Origin of the sequence: Bradyrhizobium sp. AZCC 2289 (assembly GCF_036924615.1) — a bacterium.
GTDB lineage: Bacteria > Pseudomonadota > Alphaproteobacteria > Rhizobiales > Xanthobacteraceae > Bradyrhizobium.
Map to the genome: position 1 here is coordinate 4292606 of NZ_JAZHRY010000001.1, position 26654 is coordinate 4319259.

Sequence of the window (26654 nt, forward strand, 5' to 3'; positions counted from 1 at the left end):
AATGACGAAGAGACGATGCTCGCGAAAAGTCTACACCGTCTTTTCCGGCCAGCGGCAGAGATCGTTGATCAGGCATAACTCGCAGCGCGGCTTGCGGGCCAGACAGGTGTAGCGGCCGTGCAGGATCAGCCAGTGATGCGCATGCAGCATGAACTCGGACGGGATCACTTTCTCCAGCCCAAGCTCGACCTCGAGCGGCGTATTGCCCGGCGCCAAACCGGTGCGATTGCCGACGCGAAACACATGGGTATCGACCGCCATGGTGTGTTCGCCATAGGCCATGTTGAGCACGACATTGGCGGCCTTGCGTCCGGCGCCGGGTAGCGTTTCGATCTCGGCGCGGCTGCGCGGCACTTCGCCGCCGAATTCGGCAATCAGTTTTTCCGACAGCGCGATGACGTTCCTGGCCTTGTTGCGGTAGAGCCCGATGGTCTTGATGTAGTCGCGGACCTGGTCTTCACCGAGCGCGAGCATCTTTTGCGGCGTGTCGGCGACTTGAAACAGCGCGCGCGTCGCTTTGTTGACGCCGGCGTCGGTCGCCTGCGCCGACAGCACCACGGCGACCAGCAGCGTGTAGGGGTTGAGGTGCTCGAGTTCGCCTTTCGGCTCGGGATTGGCGTTGCGAAAACGGCTGAAGGCCTCATGGACCTCGGCGGAGGTCCAGGGCCTTGGCTTTGGCGATTTTTTGACCGATTTTTTGGGCGCTGCGGATTTGGGCGACGATCCGGCCGCCGCCTTTTTCGCCGGCTTCCTCGGTGCGGAGCGAACGCTGGTTTTTTTGGCGCGTTGAGCGCGGATGATTTTGGCCATGATCCGGGTATACTGACCTGTGATGACCGCTAGCAACGACTTTGATCCGGAGCCGCCCGAGCCAAAACTGTTTTCGGCACGGCTGACGCCCCACCGTTCGCTCAACCGCACCGGCTTTCTGGTGCTGATGGCGTTCATTAGCGTCGTCAGTTTTGTCGCGGGCGTAGCGTTCTGGATGATGGGCGCCTGGCCGGTGTTCGGCTTCTTCAGCCTCGACGTGCTGGTGATCTACTGGGCGTTCCGGATCAATTTCCGCCGCGCCAAGGCCACCGAGGACATCGTGGTGACGGCATCGGAATTGCGCGTGCGCCGGGTCAGCCATCGCGGCCATGTCGTCGAGTGGGTGCTCAATCCCCTGTGGGTGCAGTTTGAGCAGAAGAGCCACGCCGAATTCGGCATCGAAGGGCTTTATCTGGTCTCCAGAGGCCGCCGCGTCTCGATCGGCAGTTTTTTGGGGCCAGACGAAAAGGCCAGTTTTGCCAAGGCCTTAATGGCAGCCCTGCAGGCCGCCAAGCGCGGCCCGACGTATAATCCGGTGGCGTGAACGCTTATCGGAAATCGGGTGGTTGGAACGACCGATGCGTCCTACATCAAGGAGCATGATGACACTCGCCATAAATGACCAGCGCCTGACCAAGCCGGGCCCCCTAAACGCCGCGCTGCGCGACTATGATTCGGTGCGGCGCGCGATCGCCTTCATCTCCGAGCACTGGCGCGCGCAGCCGACCATCGAATCGATGGCGGAAGCCGCCAGCGTAACGCCGGACGAACTGCACCATCTGTTCCGCCGCTGGGCCGGGCTGACGCCAAAGGCATTCATGCAGGCGCTGACGCTCGATCACGCCAAGGGCCTGCTGCGCGACTCCGCCAGCGTGCTCGACGCAGCACTCGACTCCGGGCTGTCGGGCCCGGGCCGGCTCCATGATCTGTTCGTCACCCATGAGGCGATGTCGCCGGGCGAATGGAAGAACGGCGGCGCCGGCATGACCTTGCGCTACGGCTTCCATCCCTCGCCGTTCGGCACCGCGATCGTGATCGCGAGCGGCCGCGGCCTCGCGGGCCTTGCCTTCGCCGATCCCGGCGAGGAGCCGGCGGCGTTTGCCGACATGAAGCGGCGCTGGCCGAACGCGACCTATGTCGAGGACCGCGACGGCACGGCAGGCCTCGCCCAGCGCATCTTCGACACCAAACTGTGGCGGCCGGACCAGCCGCTGCGCGTGGTCCTGATCGGCACCGATTTCGAGGTGCGGGTGTGGGAGACCTTGCTGAAGATCCCGATGGGCCGCGCGGTCTGCTATTCGGATATCGCCAACAAGATCCAGAACCCGAAGGCCTCGCGCGCCGTCGGCGCCGCGGTCGGACGCAATCCGGTGTCGTTCGTGGTGCCCTGCCATCGCGCCCTCGGCAAGGGCGGCGCACTGACCGGCTATCACTGGGGCATCACCCGCAAGCAGGCGATGCTGGGCTGGGAAGCCGGACAGGTGGGATTGCACTAACGGCGGAAATGCTCCGGGCATGCTAGCTCACGAGGGCGCGCCCGAACGGCACGACCTTGTTGCCGGCGTCGTGTCCAATATCGGCACGGCCCAACCAGGGTATGCCGGACTTCCGGCACCAGTGGCGGGCGACTTCCTCTTCGGTCATGCCAAAGTCCGGATCGTTCGGCGTGATGTCGCTGCAACGGCCCAGCATGATGCCGGCAGCCCGCCTGACCCCGGGATTGCCAGTGATGTGAAACAGCGACCGGTCGATCCGGTACATCGCCTCGGACACCTCCTCCAGCATCAGCACATGGCCGTCGAAGTCGGGCTGGTGCGGCGTGCCGAGCAAGTGACTGAGGATCGTCATATTGAATGCCGCCGTCTTGTCCGAACGACGGACGGCCGGCTCCAACGCTTCGGGCGCGCGGTCGATGATCCAGGCGAGCGCCCGTCCGATCGCTGCGTCGCCCCCGGCCCGGACGATGTCCTGCACCACCGGACCATGCGCCACGGAATTGAAGCCGGCCTGATAGAGCGCGGCCAGCAGCGTGCCGCCGTCGCTATAACCCAGATAGGTCTTTCGCATCGACGGCGGCGTCAAGCCGGCCATCGCCGCCTCCACCATACGGCAGGAGCCGTAACCGCCGCGTGCGAACCACACCGCGTCGAAACTTTCGTCATTGGCGACGTCGAGGAAGGCCTGCGCGCGCGTTTCGTCATCGCCTGCGAAATGCCCGTGCGAAGCAAAACACTGCGGATGGAAGAAAATCTCCGGCGGCCTGTCCGGATACAGCGATGCCGCCAGCGCCTGCGCTTTCCCGGCGACCTCCAGAGACATCCGCGACCCCGGCGCGACGACGCCGATCCGGCACTTCTCCTTGCTCATCCTGCCGCCCCGCCCGCGTTGCACTTGAACGGCAACGCTTGTAGATTCCGCCAATGTCCCGGCTTGGAGATTACTTTTTTTGCGGCGTCGGCGGTAGTGGCATGACCCCCCTCGCTCTGATCATTCAGGCCAGGGGCGATCGGGTCGAGGGTTCTGACCGCGCGCTCGACCAGGGGCGCAACACCGAAAGATTCGATTTTCTGCGCGCGCGCGGCGTCTCGCTGCATCCGCAGGATGGCAGCGGCGTTCGCCGGGCCGGTCAAATCCTGGTCACCTCCGCCGCCGTCGAGGAAACGATCCCCGACGTGCAAGCCGCGCGGCGCGTCGGCGCCTCCATTACCACGCGCGCGAGGCTTCTGGCCGACCTCTTCAACGAGGCCACCTTGGGCGTTGGTGTCGCCGGCACGAGCGGAAAGTCCACCACGGTCGGCATGATCGGCTGGATCCTGCATCGCGCAGGGAAGAGCCCAACCATCATGAACGGCGCCGATATGAAGAACTTCGCCGCTGCAGACTCACCGTTCGCCAGCGCCAGGATCGGCGAGGGCGGGACATTCGTGAGTGAAGTGGACGAAAGCGACGGCTCGATTGCGTTTTTTGAGCCGCGTATCGCGGTCGTGAACAACATCTCGCTCGATCATAAATCGCTGGACGAACTGCGTAGCCTGTTCCGGGGCTTCAGCGTCAAGGCAGAGACCGTCGTGCTGAATCTCGACAATCCGGAGACCGCGGCACTCGTGCCCGATTTGAAGCCGGGCCAGGCGACGACCTACAGTCTGACCGATGCGCGGGCTGATCTCCTCGCGTCGTCGCCGGCCCTCTCACCGGCCGGCATCGCCTTCCGCATCAAGGCCCGCGACACCGGCGAGGCCGTCGAGGTGAAACTGCAAGTTCCAGGATTGCATAATGTTGCCAACGCGCTCGCCGCGCTCTGCGCCGCGAAGGCATGCGGCGTGGCGCTGGCAGATGCCGCGTTCTATCTGGGTGAATTCAGTGGCATCCGGCGGCGGCTGGAGGTTGTGGGCACTGTCAATGGCGTGACGGTGATCGACGATTTTGCCCATAACCCCGACAAGATATCGGCCACGCTCGAAACCATGCACGCGTTTCCCGGCCGCCTGCTGCTGATGTTTCAGCCGCATGGCTACGGCCCGATCCGTTTGATGAAAGACGCTTTGGTGGACTGCTTTGCGAGCGGCCTGCATGGTGACGACGTTCTGCTGATGCCCGAGCCCGTCTATTTCGGCGGCACGGTTGACCGCAGCGTTGGCAGCCATGAACTCGTATGCGAAATCGAGCGGCGCGGTCGAAAGGCCTTCGCCCCGCCGGATCGGATCGCTTGCGGTGACAGGCTGGTCAAGTTGGCCCGTCCTGGCGATCGCATCCTGGTCATGGGAGCCCGCGACGATACGCTTTCACTATTCGCGCGTGAACTGCTGCGACGGCTTGCGCCGTAAGGCGGCGCTGGCTCGAAACCGCTGTGGCAATCACCGATCCAGCCGCTTCCAGAACAGCACGGTGTCGCACAGCCGCCCGTCCGGAAACATCGCGTAATCCGGGATGATCCCGCTCTCGGTCCAGCCGGCGCGCCGATAAAGCCGATAGCCGTTATCGCCGGGAACGGTGTCGAGCACCAAAAGCCAGCGGCCGTGACGTCGGGCTTCGTCTTCCACCCGCGCCATCAATGCGGCGCCGATGCCGTGGCCGCGCGCGGCGCGATGCACCAGCATTTTCTTGATATCGGCGCGGTGCGGCTGATTGGGCGGCGTGTCCAGCCCGAGCTGGACCGTGCCGATGATCTTGCCGTCGAGTTTTGCCGCCAGCAGCACGGTGTCGCCTGACGCCACCGAGCCTGAAACCTTGCGGAAGAACGCCAGCGCCTGATCTTGCGAGAACGGCGCCATAAAGCTGACGCTGGCGCCGCCCGCGACGCAGTCGACCAGCACGGAGGCGAGTTGCTCGAGTGCTTCATCCGCAATCGGCGCGAAGAGAACGGAGATTTCGGCAGCCGCGCTCACGCCGCCAGATCAACCTTGGAAGCGACGGTGGAATCCGCATTGAGCCGGTAGATCACCGGCGCGCCGGTGGCGAGTTCGCGCTTGAGGATCGATTCGGGCGTCAGCTTCTCCAGCACCATGATCAGCGCCCGCAGCGAATTGCCGTGGGCGGCGACCAGCGTCCGTTCGCCGCGCAGCACGCCGGGCAGAATCTCCTGCACGTAATAGGGCAGCGTCCGCGCCAGCGTATCCTTCAGGCTTTCGCCGCCGGGCGGCGGCACGTCGTAGGAACGCCGCCAGATCAGCACCTGGTCCTCGCCCCATTTCTTGCGGGCGTCGTCCTTGTTGAGGCCCGAGAGATCGCCATAATCGCGTTCGTTGAGCGCGAGGTCCTTTTTGGTCGGAAGCCCGGTCTGGCCGATCTCGGTGAGCATCAGATCGAGCGTGTGCTGGGCGCGCGTCAGCACCGACGTAAACGCGACGTCGAATGTCAGCCCCTGCGCCTTCAATTTGCGTCCGGCCTCCTCGGCTTCGGCTATGCCCTGCTCGGTGAGATCGGGATCTTTCCAGCCGGTGAAGAGATTCTTCAGGTTCCAGTCGCTCTGGCCGTGACGCACGAGCACGAGAAGGCGGTCGCTCATTCCAGGGATTCCGTTTTCGTTTCGAAGGGTAGCTAAACTTAGAAATCAGTGAGCCCAAGCACGTCGGCCATCGAGTACATCCCGGGCTTCTTGCCCTGCGCCCATAATGCGGCCTTGACGGCGCCTTGCGCGAACATGGTGCGGTCCTCGGCCTTGTGGGTCAGTTCGATGCGCTCCATCGCGCCGGCGAAGATCACGCTGTGATCGCCGGTGACGGTGCCGCCGCGCAACGACGCAAAGCCGATATCGCCCGACCGCCGCGCGCCGGTATGGCCGTCGCGGCCGCGCGCCGAATGCTCCGCCAGCGCGATTTTGCGACCCGCAGCCGCGGCTTCGCCCAGCATCAGGGCGGTACCCGACGGCGCGTCGATCTTGGCCCGGTGGTGCATCTCCAGAATCTCGATATCGAAATCGGCATCGAGCGATTGCGCCACGCGCTTGACCAGCGCCGCCAGCAGATTGACGCCGAGGCTCATATTGCCCGACTTCACCACGATGGCGCGCGAGGTGACGCTCTTGATCACGGCGTCATCCGACGACGACAGGCCGGTGGTGCCGATGACATGGACGAGGCCGCGCTGGGCGGCGATCGCGACATTGGCGATGGTGGCACCCGGCACGGTGAAATCCAGAATGCCGTCGGCATTGGCCGTCATCGTCCACAGATCGGCGGAGAGTTTGACGCCATTTTCGGGCAGGCCGGCGAGGGTGCCGGCATCCTTGCCCAAAAGTTCGGAACCGGGCGCCTCCAGCGCGCCGGCAAGAACCGCGCCTGGTGTTTCGGTAATGACGCGGGTCAGCGCGCGGCCCATCCGGCCGCCGGCCCCCGCAACGATCAAACGCATGTCTGCCATGGTTTTACCTCTTCACGCCCTATAGCGGGAGCAGGCCGTTCCGGCAACCGATTGGGCGTTAGCTCGTCGTCATGCCCAGGCCAGTCGTCGGCTTTTCGCAGACTACGTTAACTGGTCTGCGCTCTCAGGCATCACGATAGTGGGCATTTTTTGGCTACGGCTGCGGGCCGTCATAGCCTTCGATGATGACGAGGTCGGCGTTCGAATGCGGCTGCCGCACCTTGATGTTTTCCTGGTATTCCAGGGAGCGATAGCAGGCCAGCGCTGTCTCGTAGTCGGGGAATTCGATCACGACATTGCGCGAGCGGCTTTCGCCTTCGATGGCGGTGAATTTGCCGGCACGCACCACGAAGCGCCCACCGAATTTCTTGAAGATGGCCGGGTTGGCCGCAGCATAAGGCTTGTAGCCGTCCTCATTGTGAACGTCGACGCGCGCAATCCAGTAGCCCTTTGCCATTTCCGTTCTCCTTCTTGTTGTTCAGCTTGCTCAACCCAGCGCCTGCGCGATTTCCGCCTGAATGGCATCGGCCGCGAGCTTCGGATCGGCGGCTTCGGTAACCGGCCGCCCGACCACCAGATAATCCGCGCCGGCCGATATCGCCCGCGCCGGCGTCATGATGCGCTTCTGATCGCCAACGGCCGCGCCCGCCGGCCGGATGCCCGGCGTCACCAGATGCATCTGGTGGCCGACGATCTTGCGCAGGGCGGCGGCTTCCTCAGGTGAACAGACCAGCCCGTCGACGCCGAGCACCTGCGCCTGCTGCGCCCGCGCCTCGACCAGGTCGGAGACGTTGAGCCGGTAACCCGCGGCATGGAGATCGCCATCGTCGTAGGAGGTCAGCACGGTGACGGCGAGAATTTTGAGGCTGGAGCCCGCGCGCGCCTCGACCGCGGCCTTCATGGTCTGCGGATAGGCGTGCACGGTGAGGAAGGTCGCGCCCAGCTTCGCGACACTCTCGACACCGCGCGCCACCGTATTGCCGATGTCGTGCAGCTTGAGGTCGACGAACACCTTCTTGCCGCGGTCCGAAAGCTGGCGCGCCAGCGGTAATCCGCCGGCATAGCCGAGCTGATAGCCGATCTTGTAGAAGGTCACGCTGTCGCCAAGCCTTGCAATCATCGCTTCCGCCTCGGCTACGCCGGGCAGGTCGAGCGCCACAATCAACCGGTCTTTCGGAGCGATCTTGGCAGGCTGCATGTCACCTCACATCATGCGTTGGGAAATTTCGATCAGCTGCCGCACCAGCGCTTTCAGCGCCTCGATATCGGCGGAAAGTTTCAGGCGGTCCATCTCGTCATAGGCCTGATCGGCGAAGGACAGCGCGAGCTGGTTCGGAATGACGGTCGCATGGCAGGCGGAGAGGATCAGCCGCAGCGCCGCCAGCGCGCGGGTGCCGCCGAGCCGGCCTCCCGAGGCGGCCGCGATCGCAAATACCCGCTCGCGAAATACCTGGCCGCGGCTCTCGCCTCCGTCCTGCACCCGGCTCACCCAGTCGATGGTATTTTTGACCAGTGCCGGAACCGACGAATTATATTCCGGCGTCACGATCAGCACGCCATGATGGGCGCCGATCATGCGCTTGAGATTGACCGCGTTTTTCGGCACGCCGGATTTGGCCTGCAGATCGCCGTCATAGATCGGCAGCGGAAAATCCGACAGCGAGATGCGGGTGATTTCGGCACCCGATTGCGCCAGTTCATGGGCGATGGCCGCCGCCAGCCGCGCATTGAGCGAGCCGGTGCGAAGCGATCCCGGGATCACGAGGATTTTCAGTGCGGACATATTTAGAAATCGCGTTCAGGCGAGCCCTGCGCGACGGCGCAGGCGAGCATTTTCTCAGAAAATGCTCTTAACTAGATTTTCGCGCGTATTCTATGCGCAAAACCGGTACCCACTTTTGCGGAATACGCGCCTGTCAGCCCTTGCGATACACCCAGACCCGGGCGGGCGGAAGGTTCATCCAGATCCGCTCGGAAGCTTCTGTGGACACGCCCGGCAGCGATTTCGGAATCGGCGGCGCGACCGAATAAGTGAACTGAACGAAGGGTGCGCCGGGCGCGAGCGCTGCGAAGGAATCGCGGATCAGCTTCAGGCGCGTCAGCATCGGTTTGGTCACCAGCGGCAGGCCGGAGACCACGGCGGACGCGGGGACCTTCAGGACCTCCCACAGTGAGTCCCGCAGCTTATAGGCGTCGCCCTGCACCACCTTGGCGTGCGGATAGCGGTCGCGCAGCAGTGCGCAGAACCCCGGATTATATTCGACCAGCACGAGGCGTTTTTGATCGATGCCATGCTCGATCAGCGCGTTGGTGATCGCGCCGGTCCCGGGTCCAAGCTCGACGACGGGTCCTTCAGATGCAACATCGACATATTGCGCCATGGTGCGGGCGAGCACCCGGCCCGACGGCATCACGGCGCCCATATGGAGCGGCTTTTCGATCCATGAACGGAGGAAACGAACCTCGTCGTCAAGACGGAGAGGTTTCTTCAACGCACGCACGGACGATTGCAAAGGCATGTCGCTACCAGGCGGGACCGCAAAAGCGAGCGGGGAATGTCAACAAACAGTCATAAAGAGGTATAGGTCGAAGCCTACATGGTCAAGCAGAACGGTATCGCGCCTGATCGGCCAGCGTGGTTGCGATTCGGCGATAAGACCATGCACTAATTAATTATTTCAGCACGGTCGAACGCCAAACCGGACCCTTTCGCCCGCCACTTCAGGGGTTGGCGCGGTTACCGAAGAAGTCCTTGACCTTGGAGAAGAAGCCCGCCGCCTCCGGTTGGGTTGCCCCGGACGACAGCTTTTCGAACTCCATCAGCAATTCCTGCTGCTTCTTGGTCAGATTCTGCGGCGTTTCGACCATGACCTGGACATACATATCGCCGGTCTGTCGCGAACGCAGCACTGGCATGCCCTTTGATGCAATGCGGAAACGCCGGCCGGTTTGGGTCCCGGAGGGCACTTTCACCTTGGTCTTGCCCTTGTCGATGGTCGGCACCTCGAATTCGCCGCCCAGCGAGGCCGTCACCATCGAGATCGGCACCCGGCAATGCAGGTCGGCGCCGTCGCGTTGGAAGAATTCGTGGTTCGCCAGCGACAGGAAAATATAGAGATCGCCGGGCGGTCCGCCGCGGACGCCGGCCTCGCCTTCGCCGGCGAGTCTGATCCGCGTGCCGTCTTCGACGCCTTGCGGGATATTGACCGACAAGGTCCGGTCGCGCGTCACCCGTCCCTGGCCCGCGCAGGACGGACAGGGGTCTTCGATCATCTGGCCGCGGCCCTGACAGCCGGGGCAGGTCCGCTCCAGCGTGAAGAAGCCCTGAGCCTGCCGCACCCGTCCCTGCCCGCCGCACATGGAACAGGTCTTTGGCTTGGTGCCGGCCTTGGCGCCGGTGCCCGAGCAGGATTCGCAGGTGACCGACACCGGGATCTCGATCTGGGCGGTCTTGCCCTGAAAGGCGTCTTCCAGCGTGATTTCCATGTTGTAGCGCAGGTCGGCGCCGCGCTCGCGGCCGCCGCCGCGTCCGCGCTGGCCGGCCATGCCGAACAGATCCTCGAAAATATCGGAGAATGAGGAGGCAAAGCCGGCGCCGAAGCCGGGACCGCCGCCGCCCATGCCTTGCTCGAAGGCCGCGTGACCGAACCGGTCATAGGCGGCGCGCTTCTCGCCGTCTTTGAGGACTTCGTAGGCTTCGTTGATTTCCTTGAACTTCACTTCGCTCTGGGCATCGCCCGGATTCTTGTCCGGATGCCATTTCATCGCGAGCTTGCGGAACGCCGCCTTGAGCTTGGATTCGTCCGCGTTTCGTTCGACTTCGAGGGTTTCGTAGTAGCAGCGCTTGGTGGACATGCGTCAGATCCGCCCGCAGTTTAATTCCGAAGGAATGCGTCCCAAAAGATGCAATCCTTGAACATGAAATCTTGGGCCTATCGAAAAATGACCCCCACCCATTGAGACGCGCTGCGTGCTCTCTGGAATGAGGGTCATGATCGATTGCCCGTCTTTAAGCAGACTTCTTGTTGTTCTTGTCGTCGTCGACCTCGGTGAATTCCGCGTCGACGACGTCGTCCTTGGCCGCATCCTTCTTGGCGTCGGCTTCGGCCTGCTGCTTGTACATGGCCTCGCCGAGCTTCATCGAAGCCTGCGCCAGCGTATTGGTCTTGGCCTTGATCGCCTCGGCATCGTCGCCCTTCAGCGCTTCCTTCAGATCGCTGACGGCGTCCTCGATGGCGCGGCGCTCGCTTTCCTCGACCTTCGAACCGTGCTCGGCCAGCGCCTTCTCGGTGGAATGCACCAGCGCGTCGGCATGGTTCTTGGCGTCGACCGCCTCGCGGCGTTTCTTGTCCTCGGCCGCATTGGCCTCGGCGTCCTTGACCATCTTCTGGATGTCGGCTTCCGACAGGCCGCCGGATGCCTGAATCCGGATCTGCTGCTCCTTGCCGGTCGCCTTGTCCTTGGCCGAGACGTTGACGATGCCGTTGGCGTCGATGTCGAAGGTGACCTCGATCTGCGGCATGCCGCGCGGCGACGGCGGAATGCCCATCAGATCGAATTGACCGAGCACCTTGTTGTCGGCCGCCATTTCGCGCTCGCCCTGGAACACGCGGATGGTAACGGCATTCTGGTTGTCCTCGGCGGTCGAGAACACCTGGCTCTTCTTGGTCGGGATCGTGGTGTTGCGATCGATGATGCGGGTGAACACGCCACCCAGCGTCTCGATGCCGAGCGACAGCGGCGTGACGTCGAGCAGCAGCACGTCCTTGACGTCGCCCTGCAGCACGCCGGCCTGGATCGCCGCACCGATGGCGACGACTTCGTCCGGATTGACGCCCTTGTGCGGCTCCTTGCCGAACAATTGCTTCACCACTTCCTGGACCTTCGGCATGCGGGTCATGCCGCCGACCAGCACCACTTCGCCGATCTCACCGGCGGTGAGGCCGGCATCCTTCAGCGCCTTGCGGCAGGGCTCGATGGTCTTCTGGATCAGATCGTCGACCAGCGCCTCGAACTTGGCGCGCGTCAGTTTCATCGTCAGATGCTTCGGCCCGGACGCATCGGCCGTGATGAACGGCAGATTGATTTCGGTTTGCGTGGTCGAGGACAACTCGATCTTGGCCTTTTCGGCGGCCTCTTTCAGGCGCTGCAGCGCGAGCTTGTCGTTGCGCAGGTTGATGCCCTGCTCCTTCTGGAACTCATCGGCCAGATAGCTGACGAGCCGCATGTCGAAGTCTTCGCCGCCGAGGAAGGTATCGCCATTGGTCGACTTCACCTCGAACACGCCGTCGCCGATCTCCAGCACCGAGACGTCGAACGTGCCGCCGCCGAGGTCGTACACCGCGATGGTGCCGGCCTTGGTCTTGTCGAGGCCGTAAGCCAGCGCTGCCGCGGTCGGCTCGTTGATGATGCGCAGCACTTCAAGGCCGGCGATCTTGCCGGCATCCTTGGTGGCCTGACGTTGCGCGTCGTTGAAATAGGCGGGAACCGTGATGACGGCCTGCTCGACCTTCTGGCCGAGATGGGCTTCGGCGGTCTCTTTCATCTTCTGCAGGATGAAAGCGGAAACCTGCGAGGGCGAATAGGTCTTGCCGTCGGCTTCGACCCAGGCGTCGCCGTTGGAAGCCTTGACGATCTTGTAGGGGACGAGCTTCTTGTCCTTCTCGACCATCGGGTCGTCATAGCGGCGGCCGACGAGGCGCTTGACCGCAAAGAAGGTGCGCTCAGGATTGGTCACCGCCTGGCGCTTGGCGGGCTGGCCGACGAGGCGCTCGCCATCATCGCTGAAAGCGACAATCGACGGCGTCGTGCGCATGCCCTCCGCGTTCTCGATGACTTTCGCTGTCTTGCCGTCCATGACGGCGACGCACGAATTGGTGGTGCCGAGATCGATCCCAATGACCTTTCCCATGGTCCTCATATCCTTCTTTTTGCGGCAGGTTGGCTGGGCCCTGACGGCGCACCTAACCGAACCCCCAACGATCAAATACTCGCGATATTGCGACGGTGAGCCTCATATAGGAGGGGGGGTCGGGCCTGCAAGGACCGAACGCAACCTTGGGGCCTGAAAAGGCTGAGGTTTGAAAGATTGTGTCAGCTCAGGGCAGGGGCCGGTTCAGGCCAAAAGGCGGCGTTAACGGATGAGCAAGAAAGCCGCATCGGGGGCGGCGGGAGTACATGAGGGGAACGGAGGCCCTCCCCTGTTGCACGGACATCAAAACCGCTAAAAGCGGGCCGACTGAACCGACGCCCTTGAACCCTTAAGGGCTGCGCCGGCCGACCATTGAACGGCCTCAATGCAAACCCGGTAGACCCTTCATGACGCCACTTCGATACCTCGCTGCGGTTGCCCTCACCATCGCCGCTACATGTTCTGCGTTTGCCGCGGACCCGGTTTTCCCGCCGGGCGCCCGGGTCGGCATGGTGCCGCTGGTCGGCCTGGTCAAAGCCAAATCATTCGTCGGGTTCGAAACCGAGGACCAGGGCGTCAAGGTGCTGGTGACGGACCTGCCGGCCGAGGCCTATGGCGAAGTCGCCAACGCCTTCAAGGCCAATCCCACCGGCACCGGCGGGGTCAAGCCGGAGACCATCGAGACCGCGGCCGGGCTCGCCTACTACACCGTGGAGAGCGCCAAGGAAAACGCCAAGGAAGGTGCGGCCAATGTGCGGCGCTACTCGATGATCCTGCCCGGCCCCACCTTCTCCGGCTATGTCGCCGTGCAGGTGCCCGAGAATGCTTCCAAGATCTATACCGACGACGCCGTGCGTCAGATGTTTGCCACCGCCGTGATCCGCAACGAAGTCCCGGTCGACGAGCAACTCTCCCTGATGCCGTTCAACATGGGCGAGCTCAGCAATTTCAAGAATATCCGCACGCTGGCACCGGGGGCGGCGCTCATTCTGGCCGACGGCGACGAAAAGACCGGCTTTGAAGCCGCGCCCTTCATGATCATCGGCATCATCGGCTCGACCGCGGCATCGCCCGACGATCGCGGCCGCTTTGCCCAGCAGATCGCAACCACGATCCCCGGCGTGCGCGACGGGCGGATCACGATGTCGGAACCGGTCCGCATCGACGGCCAGCCCGGCTACGAGACGCGGATCGATGCCACCAGCGGCAAGGACAATACGCCGGTGACCATCGTGCAATGGCTGCGCTTCGGCGGCCAGAGCTCGCTGCGTATCATCGGCAGCTCGCCGCGCGACGTTTGGGCGAAGGCATTTCCGCGGTTCCGCGCGGTGCGCGACGGAATTCAGCCGCGCTGAGGCTGACACTCGTCAGCCGATATTTGGCTGCCGAAGACTCGAGCGTTCGACGCCGGTTAAACCTGCTTTACGGTCTCCCGGCGATTTGATTTGCTGGCGCAAATTCCTTGCAGGGAGATGTACCATGTTGGATCGAAGGCGGATTCTCGGAGGTCTGGGCATGACGACCATCGCAACTGTTATGTCTGCGCGGGCTGGAGCGGCGACACCGATCAAACCCGACGATGCATCGGCGCTGCTGGTGATCGATGTCCAGAATTGTTTCCTGCCCGGTGGCAGCCTCGCCGTCAAAGACGGCGAGCAGGTCATTCCGGTGATCAACCGGATGGCAAAGAGCTTTGCCAATGTGGTGATGACGCAGGACTGGCATACGCCGGGTCACATCTCGTTCGCCTCGACCCACGCCGGCAAAAAGCCGTTCGAGACCATCGATCTTCCTTACGGCAAGCAGGTACTGTGGCCCGATCACTGCGTCCAGGGAACCGACGGCGCCTCGCTTTCGAAGGACCTTTCGATCCCGCAGGCCGGGCTCGTGATCCGCAAGGGATTCCACAAGGACGTCGACAGCTATTCGGCCTTCACCGAGGCCGACGGCAAGACCACAACCGGGCTGGCCGCCTATCTGAAGGCCCGCAAGGTCAGCCGCGTGTTCGTGGCCGGGCTCGCCACCGATTTCTGCGTGGCGTGGACGGCGCTGGATGCGCGCAAGGCCGGGTTCGAGGCCTATGTGGTGGAAGACGCCTGCCGCGGCATCGACACCCAGGGCTCGCTGGCCAAAGCCTGGGCCGACATGGCCAAGGCCGGCGTCAAGCGCATCCAGTCCGGCGATATCGCGGCGGCTTAGGGCATGATCCGATCAGATTGCCCTATGGTTCGAGACGCGCGGCGTTGCCGCGCTCCTCACCATGAGGGAGTGGAATTCCGGACCTCATCTTGAGAGGAGCGGCGAAAGCCGCGTCTCGAAGGATGAAGACAACGCTCCGAGCCTCTCTAGGCCGAAGTTTGCTCGTGTCGTCAGGAGAGACTTGAGTCAGTGCAGTGGGTTAGGGTGGGAATGATCCTGTGATTGTGTCCATGTAAGGGGATTCCCAAATCGGCGAGGATATGATTCGATTCGGGCATGTTCATCGAGATGGTGCCCAATCGAGACTCTCCGCCTGCGGTGTTGCTGCGGGAGAGTTATCGCGACGAGCAAGGCCGTTCGCAGAAGCGGACGTTGGCCAATCTCAGCAAGCTGCCGCGTGATATGATCGATACGTTGAAGGCGGTGCTGAAGGGCGGAACGGTCATCGGCACTGGTCCGCAGGAACTGGAAGTCGAGCGCTCATTGCCGCACGGCCATGTTGCGGCGGCGCTTGGAATGATCCGCAAGATTGGCCTCGACCGGTTGATTCTGGGTGCGGCGAAGGATCCGGCCTCGCGACGCTGCTGCGATCTCGTTGTCGCCATGGTGGTTGATCGGTTGATTGCGCCACGATCGAAGCTGGGCTTTGTCCGCGCGATCGATGAGGAGACGGCGGTATCGAGTCTGGGCGCGGTCTTGCACCTTGGCCGGGTCAAGGAGCGGGAGGCCTATGAGGCGCTGGATTGGCTGCTCGAACGTCAGGGCCGCGTCGAAAATGGCTTGGCGCGGCGGCATCTCGAAGACGGCGTGCTGGTCCTCTATGACGTCAGCTCATCTTACTTCGAGGGCCGCTGCTGCCCGCTGGCGCGCTATGGCCACAGCCGGGATCACCGCAAGGACCGGCCGCAAATTGTCTATGGGCTGCTCTGCACACGCGAGGGACTGCCGATCGCCGTGGAGGTGTTCGACGGCAACACCGCGGATCCCTCAACCTTGAGCGCGCAGATCGAGAAGGTGAAGGATCGCTTCAGGATCAGTCGTCTGGTGCTGGTCGGAGATCGCGGCATGATCACCTCGGCCCGCATTCGCGACGAACTTAGGCCCGCGAATCTCGATTGGATCACCTGCCTGCGTGCACCGGCGGTGCAGGCGCTGGCCGCGGAAAATGGGCCGTTACAGCTGTCGTTGTTCGATGATCGCGATCTCGCCGAAATCAGCGCGCCGGACATGTTCCCAGGCGAACGGCTGATCGCGTGCCGCAATCACGACCTCGCCGCCGAACGGGCGCGCAAGCGTGAGGACTTGTTAGCAGTGACTGAACGCGAACTGGCCCGGATCGAAGCCAAGGTCCGGCGCAGGAACGCTCCCTTGCGTGACGCTGCCGAAATAGGTCTGGCGGTCGGCGCGGTTCTTAACAAAAGAAAGATGGCCAAGCACTTCGTCGTTACGATCCGCGATGGTCATCTCTCCTGGCATAGACGGCTCGATCAGATCGAGGCAGAGGCGCGCCTCGACGGCATCTATGTGATCCGAACCAGCATGCCTGCCGAGCATCTGAATGCCGCAGAAGCAGTTCAGGCCTACAAGGATCTCTCGCACGTCGAACGGGCATTCCGATCCCTGAAGAGCGTCGATCTGGAAATCCGGCCGATCCGTCATTGGACCGCGGACAGGGTGCGGGCTCATGTCTTCCTGTGCATGCTCGCCTACCATGTCGAGTGGCTCCTACGGGAGGCCCTAGCGCCGCTGTTGTTCCACGACACCGATCTGGCAGCAGCCAAAGCGGAGCGAACTTCTCCAGTTGCGGCCACCGCACCGTCAGACGTCGTCAAGGTCAAGAAGACAACCAGGCGATCGGCAGACGGTCAGCGCGTCATGAGCTTCGGTGACCTCATTGCGCATCTCGGAACACTCGCTCGCAACACCATGCACGTGCCCGCGCGCCCCAAGCACCGCTTTACCCTTCACTCCAAACCAACCGCCCTCCAGGAGGCGGCCTTCGATCTGCTCGGGCTCAATCCCGTTCGTGTCCAGTAACCGAGTAGCCTCGCGGACGAATGATCAAACCGCATCAGATACTTATGCGATTCATGGGTGAAAACTTCGGTCTAGGCCTGTTCCGAAGGCGCCGCGGCCGCTTTCGCGCCGCCCTTGGCGACCGCGACGAGCGCCGGCCGCAGCACGCGCTCGCCGATCATGTAACCGGCCTGCACCACCTGCACCACGGTGCCCGAGGGCACCGACGGGTCGGGGACCTCGTACATCGCCTGCTGGAAATTAGGATCGAATTTCTCGCCCGCCGGATCGAATTTCTTGACGCCGTTTTTCTCCAGCGCGTTGAGGAGCGAACGCTCGGTCAGTTCGACGCCTTCGATCAGGGCTTTCAGACCGGGATCGGCGTTGGCTTTTGCTTCGGCCGGAACCGCATCGAGCGCGCGCTGCAGATTGTCGGCGATATCGAGCACGTCGCGGGCAAAGCCGGTGATGCCGTAGATTCTGGCATCGGCCACCTCGCGCGCGGTGCGCTTGCGCAGGTTTTCCATCTCCGCCAGCGTGCGCAGCATCTTGTCGCGCGATTCGGCGGCCTCCTTCGCCAACGCCTCGACCGATCCTTCCTCGGGATCGTCGGGCATGATGTAGGGCTTTGAGACCACGGGCTCGCCGGTCTGGGCCGGATTTGCCGCGTCATCGTTCGGCCGGGTCGGATCGGTCATGGCTTGCCTTCTCGAAAAATCGCATGGAACTGGATCAATTTGGGATTTGCTGGCCCGGATATCGTGCTTTGGGGGCAGAAAATCAAGCGCTGATCCGAGGCTGGATCAGCCGCCGAGCAAGCGGCTGACGATCCGCGCGGCGTAATCCACCGTCGGAATCACCCTGGCATAGTTCAGCCGCGTCGGCCCGATCACGCCGAGAACGCCGACGATGCGGCCGGTGGCGTCGCTGTAGGGCGCAATGATGGTGGAGGAACCGGACAGCGAAAACAGCTTGTTCTCCGACCCGATGAAAATCCGCACGCCTTCGGCGCGTTCGGCCCGGCCCAGCAGGTCGATCACGCCGCGCTTGGTCTCGAGATCGTCGAACAGCGATTTGACGCGTTCAAGATCTTCCAGCGCGTGCAAATCTTCCAACAGATTGGCGTGGCCGCGCACGATCAGCTGCCGCTCCTCGTTGTCGCCGCCGGACCAGCTCGCGATGCCCGCGGCAATCACCTTCTGCGTCAGTTGATCGAGCTCGGTGCGGCTCAGCGTCAGCGCGGTTTCGAGTTCGAGCCGCGCTTCGGCCAGCGTGCGGCCGCGGATCCGGGAATTGAGGAAATTGGTCGCTTCGGTCAGCGCGGAGGTGGGGACGCCCGGCGGCAGCGTCAGCACGCGGTTCTCGACCTGGCCGTCTTCGCCGACCAGCACCACCAGCGCGCGTTCCGGCTCCAGCCGCACGAACTCGATATGCTTCAGCCGCGAATTGGATTTGGCGGTCAACACCACGGCCGCGGCCCGGGTCAGACCTGACAGCCGGGTCAGCGCCTCGCCGAGCGCCGCCTCGACCGATTGCGCGCGCGGCCGACGGAGGCGAGCTGGTTCTGGATCGACAGCCGTTCCGGTTCGGTGAGGTCGCCGACCTGCATCAGGGCATCGACGAAGAAGCGCAGGCCAAGCTCGGTCGGCAGCCGCCCGGCCGAAGTATGTGGCGCATAGATCAGGCCGAGCTGCTCGAGGTCCGACATCACGTTGCGCACCGAGGCCGGCGACAGCGGTACTGCGATCAGGCGCGAGATGTTGCGCGAGCCGACAGGTTCGCCGGTCGCGAGATAACTCTCGACGATTTGACGAAAAATGTCGCGCGAGCGCTCGTTGAGCTGGGCCAGACCGGCATTCGGGGCGATCAGGCCGATCGGATCGTGGTGGGCCACTAACTATTCCCTCCCAAGGCCCTCTAATCTGTCTATCCCGGAGGCCGGTGACAAGCGCGTATTAGAGCGTTTTCAAGCAAAGCATGCCCTCGGGCTTGATCCGGGGGTGGATACCGGTTCGCGTAAAGAAAACGCGTCAAAACAACCAAGATAGAGAGTTCCGTTAAACGGCCTTGCCGCGCCCCTCTCCCGCACCTACAAGCACCGCGAACCGACTTTTACTGGATTTTCCGGAGGATTTCCCCATGCGGCCAAGCCGCCGTGCGCCCGATGAACTGCGCCCCGTGTCGCTGGAACGCGGCGTCGTCAAATACGCCGAGGGTTCCTGCATGGTGAAGTTCGGCGATACCCATGTGCTGGTCACCGCAACCCTGGAAGAACGGCTGCCGCCCTGGCTCAAGGGCCAGGGCCGCGGCTGGGTCACGGCCGAATACGGCATGCTGCCGCGCGCCACGCTGGAACGCACCCGCCGTGAAGCCGCCGCCGGCAAGCAGGGCGGCCGCACGGTCGAGATCCAGCGCCTGATCGGCCGCTCCTTGCGCGCCGCCGTCGACCTGGAAGCGCTGGGCGAGCGCCAGATCACGGTCGATTGCGACGTCATTCAGGCCGATGGCGGCACCCGCACGGCTTCGATCACCGGCGCCTGGGTCGCGCTCGCCGACTGCATCGCCTGGATGAAGACCCGCAACATGATCAAGGCCAATGTGCTGCGCGACAATGTCGCGGCGATCTCCTGCGGCATCTATCAGGGCATACCGGTACTGGACCTCGATTACGCCGAGGATTCCGAGGCCGATACCGACGCCAATTTCGTCATGACCGGCGACGGCCGCATCATCGAGGTGCAGGGCACCGCCGAAAAGACCCCGTTCTCGCAGGACGAGTTTCTGGCGCTGATGGCCCTGGCGCGCAAAGGTGTCGCGCGTCTGGTCGACTTGCAAAAAATGGCGGTGGCGTAGTCTCATTGGCCATGCACCGTCGAATCACCGGCAAACTCGTGATCGCGACCCATAATCCCGGCAAGCTCGCCGAGATGCGCGAATTGCTGGCCCCGCATGGCGTGGAAGCGGTATCGGTGGGTGAAATGGGCTTGGGCGAGCCCGAGGAAACCGGAAAAACCTTTCGCGCCAACGCCGCGATCAAGGCGATCGCGGCCGCGAAAGCCGCCAACCTTCCGGCGTTTGCCGACGATTCCGGACTGGTGGTCGATGCGCTCGACGGCGCGCCCGGGATCTATTCGGCGCGCTGGGCCGGCGAGGGCAAGGACTTCACCGCGGCGATGACCCGGATCGAGCGCCTGCTGCAGGAACGCGGCGCCACGGCGCCGGATCAGCGCAGAGCGCATTTCGTCTCGGCGCTGTGCGTCGCCTGGCCGGACGATCATCTCGAGGAAGTCGAGGCGCGGGCCGACGGAACTCTGGTATGGCCGCCGCGCGGCACCGCCGGTTTCGGCTACGATCCGGCGTTTCTTCCGGACGGACATACGCGTACCTTCGGCGAGATGACCAGCATCGAGAAGCACGGCCTGCCGCCGCTCGGCCTCGGCCTGTCGCACCGGGCGCGTGCTTTCGTGAAGCTGGCGGAGATCTGCCTTGACTAGCCGCGAGCAGGAAGCCTTCGGCGTCTACGTGCACTGGCCATTTTGCCTGTCGAAATGCCCGTATTGCGATTTCAACAGCCATGTCCGGCATGCGCCCGTGGACGAGGAACGCTTTGTCCGCGCGTTCACGCGAGAGATCGAGACCACGGCCGCGCGCACGCCGGGACGGCAGGTCTCGTCGATCTTTCTCGGCGGCGGCACGCCGTCGCTGATGGCGCCGCAAACCGTCGGCGCTGTGCTGGACGCGATTGGCAAACATTGGCGCGTCGCTCCTGATGTCGAAGTCACGCTCGAGGCCAACCCGACCAGCGTCGAGGCGACGCGATTTCGCGGCTATCGCACAGCCGGCGTCAACCGGGTGTCGCTCGGTGTGCAGGCGCTCGACGATGACTCGCTGAAGGCGCTGGGACGATTGCACAGCGTGCGCGAGGCGCTCGATGCGGTAGCCATCGCGCGCCAGGCGTTCGACCGTTATTCGTTCGACCTGATCTACGCCCGCCCGGACCAGACGCCGCAAATGTGGGCGGACGAATTAAAACTCGCGATCTCGGAAGCCGCCGAACATCTCTCGCTCTATCAGCTCACCATCGAGGAAGGCACGCCGTTCTTCGGCTTGCATGCGGCCGGCAAGTTGAAGACGCCGGATGAAGCGACCGCGCGCGCGCTCTACGATGTGACGCAGGAGGTGTGCGCCGCGCACGGCCTGCCGGCCTACGAGATTTCCAATCACGCGCGATCGGGAGCCGAGTGCAAACATAACCTCGTCTACTGGCGCGGCGAGGAATATGCCGGCATCGGTCCCGGCGCGCATGGCCGCCTCGACATCGATGGTTTCAGGCACGCGACCGCGACCGAAAAGCGCCCCGAGGCCTGGCTGATGCGGGTCGAGGCCAACGGCCATGGCGTCGTCACCGACGATCTCCTCAACAGCGAGGAGCGGGCCGATGAATTTCTGCTGATGGGGCTGCGGCTCGCCGAGGGCATCGATCCCAAGCGCTACACGGCGCTGTCAGGCCGCGCGCTCGATCCAAACCGGATCAAGGTGCTGCGCGAAGAAGGCGCCATCGCCGTCGACGCCGACGGCCGGCTGCGGGTGACGCAATCCGGATTCCCGGTGCTCGACGCCGTGGTCGCGGATCTGGCGGCGTAAATTTTTACGCCCCAAAACTCTTCGGCGAACCGGCGACCGCCTGGCCACCGCCGGTCGCGACCTTCATGACCGCGAGGCCACGTTCGTTGGTGCCGTCGGAGCGGAACCGGAACAGGCCATCGATGCCGGCAAAGCCGGACGGATTGGTCAGCGTCTCCGGCGCAAAACGTTGCGCGCCCTGGGTTCGTGCCAATGCCGCGACCAGCGCCACCGCGTCATAGGCGAGCGTTGCGGTGCGCACCGGTTCGGCGCCGAATTTGGTGCGGTAACGCCCGGAGAAGCTGCGGAAGCCGGCCGGATCGGGTGCTGCATAGAGGCCGCCCTGCAACGCCGGGCTCGCGAACACGCGCGGATTGTCCCAAAGCCCGGTGCCGAGCAGCTGGATGTTGCGCAGATTAGCCCCCGCCGCGGTCAGCGCGTCGGCGGTTGCGACCACGGAATCCCCGTCATCGGCGAGCAGCAGCGCATCGGCTTGTCCCAGCGACTGCGCCACGCTGCGCGCCGGGGTCGCACGATCCGCGCCGTATTTCTCGAACGCGATGACGCGCCCGCCCTTGCGGCCGACCTCCTGCTTGAACGCGGCCTCGACCACGTTGCCATAGGCATTATCGGGCACCATTGCCGCGAACGACCGCTTGCCGGTTCCGGCGGCGTAACCGACGATGCGGTTGACGTCGGACTCCGGGAGAAAGCTCAGCAGATAGACGCCGCGGCCGGCGACGCTGGAATCGGTCGAGAACGCGATCACCGAGGTGCCGCGTGCGCGCGTCAACTGCGCGGTCGCCGGAACCGAGGCTGCAAACAGCGGCCCCAGGATGATTTCCGCGCCTTCGCTCAGCGCCTGCTGGGTGCCCTGGCTCGCGCCTTGCGGGCTGCCGCCGTCATCCTTGATCAGAAGCTGGATGTTGGGATTCTGGAATTCCGCCAGCGCCATTTCGGCCGCGTTCTTCATCGATTGGGCTGCGACGCCGGCATTGCCGGACGCCGACAGCGGCAGGATCAGGCCGACCTTGACCTGGCCGGTGCCCACCGCGAGCGGTTGCTGCTGCGGTCCGGCCGGCCCGGCATCGGGCGAGCCGCCGAACGGATTGGAGAACTGGCCAAGACTCTGCTGGACGCTCGAGCACGCCCCGAGCAGGGGCGCGCCGAGAATCAGGCCGAGCGCCGTCCGCCGGGTTGCGCCCGACGGCGGCTGACCCGATTTGGACGTGCGATTGAGGGGCCCCACCATCGTATCTCTTCTCTTGACCGACCACGATCGGCCAGGACTCCATCCCATCAAAGGGGATGGAATCAGGCATATTGTCGGCGAATAGTTAACCAAAACAAAAGGATTATGGTCCCATGGCGGCATTGCCAGTTGCAGGGACCTGGTTGCAGACTTGGCTCGTCACCGATTTTGCGCGCCACCACAAATCTCTCCCCGCTGTGGCGCCGGCGCTCCCTCCCCTCTAGATTGGCATTATGCGCGCAAAAACCACCGCCAGCTACGGAACTGAAGTCGAGGCGGGTTCGCCAGACCGGACATTTTCGATCCACGGCCATGTCCTGACCGCCCCAAAACCGGTTCCCGGCCTGTATCTGGTGGCAACCCCGATCGGCCATCTCGGCGACATCACGCTGCGCGCGCTGGAAACGCTGGCCGGCGTCGACATCATCGCCTGCGAAGACACTCGCATCACCCGCCGCCTGACCGACCGCTACGTGATCTCGGCGCAACTCAAGCAATACCACGAACACAATGCGGCGATGGCGCGGCCAAAGATCCTGGAAAAGCTGGCGCAGGGCGCTTCCATCGCGCTGGTATCGGATGCCGGCACGCCCCTGATTTCCGATCCCGGCTTCAAGCTGGTGCGCGAGGTCTGCGCCGCCGGCCACGCCGTGATCGCGGTGCCCGGCGCATCGTCGGTGCTGACGGCGCTGTCGGTCGCGGCACTCCCGACCGACCGGTTTTTCTTCGAGGGTTTTTTGCCGTCGAAGGAGGGCGCACGCCGCACCCGGCTGGCCGAGCTTGCAAAGATCGACGCGACGCTTGTGATGTTCGAATCCGGCAACCGCGTGCAGGACACGCTCGCCGATCTCGCTGCCGTCATGGGCGCGCGCGATGCGGCGATCTGCCGCGAATTGACCAAGCTGCACGAAACAATCACGCGCGCGCCGGTTTCCGAACTGGCAAGGCTCGCCGATACGCTGGAGACGCGCGGCGAGTTCGTGCTGGTGATCGGCCCGCCGCCGGCGGATGCACAAATCATGGGGCAGGACGCGCTGGATGATCTCTTGCGATCGTCGCTGAAGCGCGACAGCGTCAAGGATGCGGTGGCGCATGCGGTCGAACTGTCCGGCCGGCATCGCCGCGAGATTTACGCCCGCGCGCTGGAGCTCGCCAAAGAAATCCGGGGCGACGATGGCGAAGACTGACAGCGCGTCGCCGCAAGAGAAACCTGAATCCAGCGCCGCAAAGTCAGCCTCGCCCGCGCGTGTCGCGGCGTTCCGAACCGGCGTCTCCGCCGAAAGCCGCGCCGCGGCCTATCTGATGGCCAAGGGCTATCGCATCCTCGCCAAGCGCTTTCGCACCCCCTATGGCGAGATCGACCTGGTCGCGCGCAAGCGAAACCTGCTTGTCTTCATCGAGGTCAAGGCCCGCGCCAGCCTTGATGAAGCGGCCTATGCGGTGACGCCGCGCCAGCAGGCGCGCATCATCGATGCAGCAGGGGCCTGGCTGATGACGCATCCCGAGCATGCGGAATTTGATCTGCGTTTTGACGCCGTCCTGATTGCGCCCAGGCGTTTGCCGCGCCATCTGTTAGCGGCATTCGACGCCAGCACCTAGACTTTCATTTTGACGCGTTTTCTTGACGCGAACCGGTACCCACTTCGCTTGAAAACGCTATAGAAAAGCCCTCCCTCCAGAGACCCGGACCTCCCAATGAAATTGAACGTCGCCGTCCAGATGGACCCCATCGCGCGCATCAACATCCGCGGCGATTCCACCTTTGCGCTGCTCCTGGAGGCGCAAAAGCGCGGCCACGGGATTTCCTATTACACGCCGGACAAGCTCTCGCTGCACGGCGAGGAACTGGTGGCGCCGGTGCAGCTACTCACCGTGCGCGACGAGGCCGGCGATCACTTTACCCTGGGCGAGCCCAAGCGCGAGCCGCTGACCAATTTCGACGTCATCCTGCTGCGGCAGGATCCGCCGTTCGACCTCGCCTACATCACCTCGACGCATTTTCTCGAGCGCATCCATCCGAAGACGCTGGTGGTGAACAATCCCACCGGCGTCCGCGATGCGCCGGAAAAACTGTTCGTGATGAATTTTCCGCAGCTGATGCCGCCGACGCTGATCTCGCGCGACCTCGACGAGATCAATGCGTTCCGCGACAAGCACGGCGCTGTGGTGATGAAGCCGCTGCACGGCCATGGGGGTGCGGCGGTCTTCCGCGTCATGCAACAGGACATGAATTTCGGTTCGCTGTTCGACATGTTCTCCGTCACCTTCAGGGAACCCTGGGTGATCCAGCGCTTCCTCTCCGAGGTCAAACATGGCGACAAGCGCATCCTCCTGGTCGACGGCGAATTCGCCGGCGCCGTCAACCGCGTGCCGGCGCCGGACGATCTGCGCTCCAACATGGTCCGCGGCGGCGCCGCGCACGCGACCGAGCTTTCGGAACGCGAGCGCGAGATCTGCGCGACGCTCGGCCCAAGCTTGCGCGAGCGCGGCCTGCTGTTCGTCGGCATCGACGTGATCGACGGCAACCTTACCGAGATCAACGTGACGTCGCCGACGGGAATCCGCGCCATCGCCCGGCTCGGCGGCCCGGATGTCGCGGCGATGATTTGGGACACGATCGAGGCGAAACGCGGCGGAAAATAATTTTCTTCACGCGGTTGTGTCGCCAGAACATTGCTACTCCGCGATTTTTGCAGCCTGATTCTGCTTGCCCGTCTGCCGAAGCGGGCGCAGCCTTTCTGTGCCCGCTTCAAGCCGTCGGAAAAATCCGTCCGGGCACCAGACGCGACAAATCTCATAAAAAGAGTGGAGGAAGACGCATGACATCAAATGTTTCGCGACGATCCTTGCTTGCGCTCGGCGCAGGCCTTGGCGCAACGACGCTCCTCGGCGGCAGCGCGCAGGCGCGCGCCCCCAAACTCGGCACCCAATCGCCCTATTGGCACCGCTTCAATCTCGGCGCCGCCGAGGTGACGGTGGTTTCCGACGGCCCGTTGCCGCTCGGCCCTCCGAAGGGCACCTTCATCGGCGTGCCCGATGACGAAGTGAAGAAGATGCTGAGCGACAATTTCCTCTCGCCCGACAATATCGTGCTGGAGCAGAACTCGCCGATCGTGAACATGGGCGACAAGCTCGTGCTGTTCGACACCGGCATGGGCACCTCGAAAGCGTTCGGCCCGACCACCGGGCGGCAGCAAAAGAGCATGGCGGAAGCCGGCATCAAACCCGCTGACATCGACGCGGTGGTGTTCTCGCACGCCCATATCGATCATATCGGTGGCGTCGTCGGCGAGGACGGCAAGCCGCTATTCCCGAACGCGCAGTACTACATCGCCCAGAGCGATTTCGATTACTGGACCGATGAAGGCAAGATGGGCAGTCCGCTGAAGGATTTTGTGGTCCATGCGCGCAAGAACCTGCTGCCGGTGCGGGACCGCATGGTGTACTTCAAGGACGGCCAGGAGTTCCTGCCCGGCGTGCAGGCGCTTGCCGCACCCGGCCACACCGTCGGCCACCACATCTTTATGGTGACCTCTGAAGGCAAATCCTTCGCCTTCCTCGGCGATCTCTCGCACCATTCGGTGCTGCTGCTCGAAAAGCCGCGGATGGAATTTTCCTACGACACCGATCCAAAGCAGGCGGCGGCCACGCGCGTAAAAACGCTGGACATGCTGGCGGCCAACAAGACGCCCGTGATGTCCTATCACTTCGCCTGGCCGGGCTATGGCCACGTCGCCAAGGCTGGCGAGGGATTCCACTATTATCCCGAGCCGATGCAGATGGTGCTGTGAGGCGACGGCGTTTCCGGGGGCCGGCTTTTGCCGGCCCCCGGGCCGCGAGGATAGCCAATCCAGGCTATAGTAGGATGACTTTGGGTTGAAACCGGGCACTCGTCATCCTGAGGTGCGAGCGCAGCGAGCCTCGAAGGATGGGCCACGGGCGACACTCATCCTTCGAGGCGCGCAAGAGCGCGCACCTCAGGAT

Annotated in this window: 26 protein-coding genes and 1 pseudogene; 13 read left to right on the top strand and 14 right to left on the bottom strand. The window is 63.7% G+C overall.

Features of this window, described 5'->3' with window-relative positions:
- Window positions 1-30 precede the first annotated feature (30 nt).
- Window positions 31-810, bottom strand: a complete 780-nt coding sequence (nth, locus tag V1289_RS20415; RefSeq protein WP_334398554.1) for an endonuclease III — start codon at window positions 808-810, stop codon at window positions 31-33.
- A gap of 22 nt (window positions 811-832) precedes the next feature.
- On the opposite strand from nth, the gene V1289_RS20420 reads away from it, so the two are divergent.
- Both V1289_RS20420 and V1289_RS20425 read left to right on the top strand, forming a co-directional pair.
- Entirely contained in the window at window positions 833-1354 is a 522-nt protein-coding gene (locus tag V1289_RS20420; RefSeq protein ID WP_334398555.1) for a DUF2244 domain-containing protein, read from the top strand.
- Window positions 1355-1409: 55 nt separating this feature from the next.
- Entirely contained in the window at window positions 1410-2306 is an 897-nt protein-coding gene (locus V1289_RS20425) for a bifunctional helix-turn-helix domain-containing protein/methylated-DNA--[protein]-cysteine S-methyltransferase (RefSeq protein WP_334407573.1), read from the top strand.
- Between the two features lie 22 nt (window positions 2307-2328).
- Here V1289_RS20425 and V1289_RS20430 read toward each other — a convergent pair whose 3' ends face one another.
- A complete protein-coding gene (locus tag V1289_RS20430) occupies window positions 2329-3177 on the bottom strand; it encodes an LD-carboxypeptidase (RefSeq protein WP_334398556.1) in 849 nt (282 codons plus the stop codon).
- 101 nt (window positions 3178-3278) lie between these two features.
- Here V1289_RS20430 and V1289_RS20435 point away from each other — a divergent pair, with 101 nt between their 5' ends.
- The gene (locus V1289_RS20435) at window positions 3279-4634 is read left to right on the top strand and encodes a glutamate ligase domain-containing protein (RefSeq protein WP_334398557.1); all 1356 of its coding nucleotides are present in this window, start codon (window positions 3279-3281) and stop codon (window positions 4632-4634) included.
- 30 nt (window positions 4635-4664) lie between these two features.
- Here the strand turns inward: V1289_RS20435 and V1289_RS20440 are convergent, their stop codons facing one another.
- From V1289_RS20440 to dnaK, 9 genes are all read right to left on the bottom strand, one after another.
- On the bottom strand, window positions 4665-5195 hold the full coding sequence (locus V1289_RS20440) for a GNAT family N-acetyltransferase (protein WP_334398558.1): 531 nt from the start codon (window positions 5193-5195) through the stop codon (window positions 4665-4667).
- Entirely contained in the window at window positions 5192-5815 is a 624-nt protein-coding gene (locus tag V1289_RS20445) for a 2,3-bisphosphoglycerate-dependent phosphoglycerate mutase (protein ID WP_334398559.1), read from the bottom strand. The genes V1289_RS20440 and V1289_RS20445 overlap by 4 nt, the downstream gene beginning before the upstream one ends.
- Before the next feature lie 38 nt (window positions 5816-5853).
- Window positions 5854-6669 carry a 4-hydroxy-tetrahydrodipicolinate reductase gene (gene dapB, locus V1289_RS20450; protein ID WP_334398560.1) on the bottom strand — a complete coding sequence of 272 codons (816 nt, stop codon included), beginning with the start codon at window positions 6667-6669 and terminating at the stop codon, window positions 5854-5856.
- Window positions 6670-6823: 154 nt separating this feature from the next.
- A complete protein-coding gene (locus V1289_RS20455; protein WP_334398562.1) occupies window positions 6824-7126 on the bottom strand; it encodes a DUF1330 domain-containing protein in 303 nt (100 codons plus the stop codon).
- Window positions 7127-7156: 30 nt separating this feature from the next.
- The gene (pyrF, locus tag V1289_RS20460) at window positions 7157-7867 is read right to left on the bottom strand and encodes an orotidine-5'-phosphate decarboxylase (protein ID WP_334398563.1); all 711 of its coding nucleotides are present in this window, start codon (window positions 7865-7867) and stop codon (window positions 7157-7159) included.
- 6 nt (window positions 7868-7873) lie between these two features.
- Window positions 7874-8452 carry an NADPH-dependent FMN reductase gene (locus V1289_RS20465; protein WP_334398564.1) on the bottom strand — a complete coding sequence of 193 codons (579 nt, stop codon included), beginning with the start codon at window positions 8450-8452 and terminating at the stop codon, window positions 7874-7876.
- A 133-nt stretch (window positions 8453-8585) separates the two neighbouring features.
- Window positions 8586-9188: a class I SAM-dependent methyltransferase gene (locus tag V1289_RS20470; RefSeq protein WP_334398565.1), complete on the bottom strand. Its 603-nt coding sequence runs from the start codon at window positions 9186-9188 to the stop codon at window positions 8586-8588.
- A gap of 202 nt (window positions 9189-9390) precedes the next feature.
- Window positions 9391-10524, bottom strand: a complete 1134-nt coding sequence (gene dnaJ, locus V1289_RS20475; protein ID WP_309180879.1) for a molecular chaperone DnaJ — start codon at window positions 10522-10524, stop codon at window positions 9391-9393.
- A gap of 154 nt (window positions 10525-10678) precedes the next feature.
- The gene (dnaK, locus tag V1289_RS20480; RefSeq protein ID WP_334398566.1) at window positions 10679-12580 is read right to left on the bottom strand and encodes a molecular chaperone DnaK; all 1902 of its coding nucleotides are present in this window, start codon (window positions 12578-12580) and stop codon (window positions 10679-10681) included.
- A 407-nt stretch (window positions 12581-12987) separates the two neighbouring features.
- On the opposite strand from dnaK, the gene V1289_RS20485 reads away from it, so the two are divergent.
- From V1289_RS20485 to V1289_RS20495, 3 genes are all read left to right on the top strand, one after another.
- Complete coding sequence (locus V1289_RS20485) at window positions 12988-13935, top strand: hypothetical protein (RefSeq protein ID WP_334398567.1); 948 nt, start codon at window positions 12988-12990, stop codon at window positions 13933-13935.
- 124 nt (window positions 13936-14059) lie between these two features.
- Window positions 14060-14779: a bifunctional nicotinamidase/pyrazinamidase gene (pncA, locus tag V1289_RS20490; RefSeq protein ID WP_334398568.1), complete on the top strand. Its 720-nt coding sequence runs from the start codon at window positions 14060-14062 to the stop codon at window positions 14777-14779.
- A 276-nt stretch (window positions 14780-15055) separates the two neighbouring features.
- A complete protein-coding gene (locus V1289_RS20495; protein WP_334395305.1) occupies window positions 15056-16816 on the top strand; it encodes an IS1634 family transposase in 1761 nt (586 codons plus the stop codon).
- Window positions 16817-16887: 71 nt separating this feature from the next.
- Here the strand turns inward: V1289_RS20495 and grpE are convergent, their stop codons facing one another.
- Together grpE and hrcA are read right to left on the bottom strand one after the other, a co-directional pair.
- A complete protein-coding gene (grpE, locus tag V1289_RS20500; RefSeq protein WP_334398569.1) occupies window positions 16888-17493 on the bottom strand; it encodes a nucleotide exchange factor GrpE in 606 nt (201 codons plus the stop codon).
- Window positions 17494-17598: 105 nt separating this feature from the next.
- Window positions 17599-18689 (bottom strand): annotated as a pseudogene (gene hrcA / locus V1289_RS20505) (heat-inducible transcriptional repressor HrcA).
- A gap of 245 nt (window positions 18690-18934) precedes the next feature.
- Here hrcA and rph point away from each other — a divergent pair.
- Genes rph through hemW form a run of 3 tightly spaced genes read left to right on the top strand, consistent with a single transcriptional unit; the run spans window position 18935 to window position 21439 of the window.
- The gene (gene rph / locus V1289_RS20510) at window positions 18935-19648 is read left to right on the top strand and encodes a ribonuclease PH (protein ID WP_334398570.1); all 714 of its coding nucleotides are present in this window, start codon (window positions 18935-18937) and stop codon (window positions 19646-19648) included.
- Window positions 19649-19659: 11 nt separating this feature from the next.
- Window positions 19660-20289, top strand: coding sequence for an RdgB/HAM1 family non-canonical purine NTP pyrophosphatase (gene rdgB / locus V1289_RS20515; protein ID WP_334398571.1), 630 nt, complete (start codon window positions 19660-19662; stop codon window positions 20287-20289).
- The gene (gene hemW / locus V1289_RS20520; RefSeq protein WP_334398572.1) at window positions 20282-21439 is read left to right on the top strand and encodes a radical SAM family heme chaperone HemW; all 1158 of its coding nucleotides are present in this window, start codon (window positions 20282-20284) and stop codon (window positions 21437-21439) included. The genes rdgB and hemW overlap by 8 nt, the downstream gene beginning before the upstream one ends.
- A 4-nt stretch (window positions 21440-21443) precedes the next feature.
- On the opposite strand, the gene V1289_RS20525 is transcribed toward hemW, so the two are convergent.
- A complete protein-coding gene (locus V1289_RS20525; RefSeq protein WP_334398573.1) occupies window positions 21444-22670 on the bottom strand; it encodes a penicillin-binding protein activator in 1227 nt (408 codons plus the stop codon).
- A 233-nt stretch (window positions 22671-22903) separates the two neighbouring features.
- On the opposite strand from V1289_RS20525, the gene rsmI reads away from it, so the two are divergent.
- The 4 genes from rsmI (at window position 22904) to V1289_RS20545 (ending at window position 26461) form a co-directional block, all read left to right on the top strand.
- Window positions 22904-23857 (top strand): 16S rRNA (cytidine(1402)-2'-O)-methyltransferase, encoded by a 954-nt coding sequence (rsmI, locus tag V1289_RS20530; protein WP_334398574.1) that lies wholly within the window; start codon window positions 22904-22906, stop codon window positions 23855-23857.
- On the top strand, window positions 23844-24269 hold the full coding sequence (locus V1289_RS20535; RefSeq protein ID WP_334398575.1) for a YraN family protein: 426 nt from the start codon (window positions 23844-23846) through the stop codon (window positions 24267-24269). Before rsmI ends, V1289_RS20535 begins: the two co-directional genes overlap by 14 nt.
- A 96-nt stretch (window positions 24270-24365) precedes the next feature.
- On the top strand, window positions 24366-25313 hold the full coding sequence (gene gshB / locus V1289_RS20540; protein ID WP_334398576.1) for a glutathione synthase: 948 nt from the start codon (window positions 24366-24368) through the stop codon (window positions 25311-25313).
- Between the two features lie 176 nt (window positions 25314-25489).
- Complete coding sequence (locus tag V1289_RS20545) at window positions 25490-26461, top strand: MBL fold metallo-hydrolase (protein WP_334398577.1); 972 nt, start codon at window positions 25490-25492, stop codon at window positions 26459-26461.
- Window positions 26462-26654 lie beyond the last annotated feature (193 nt).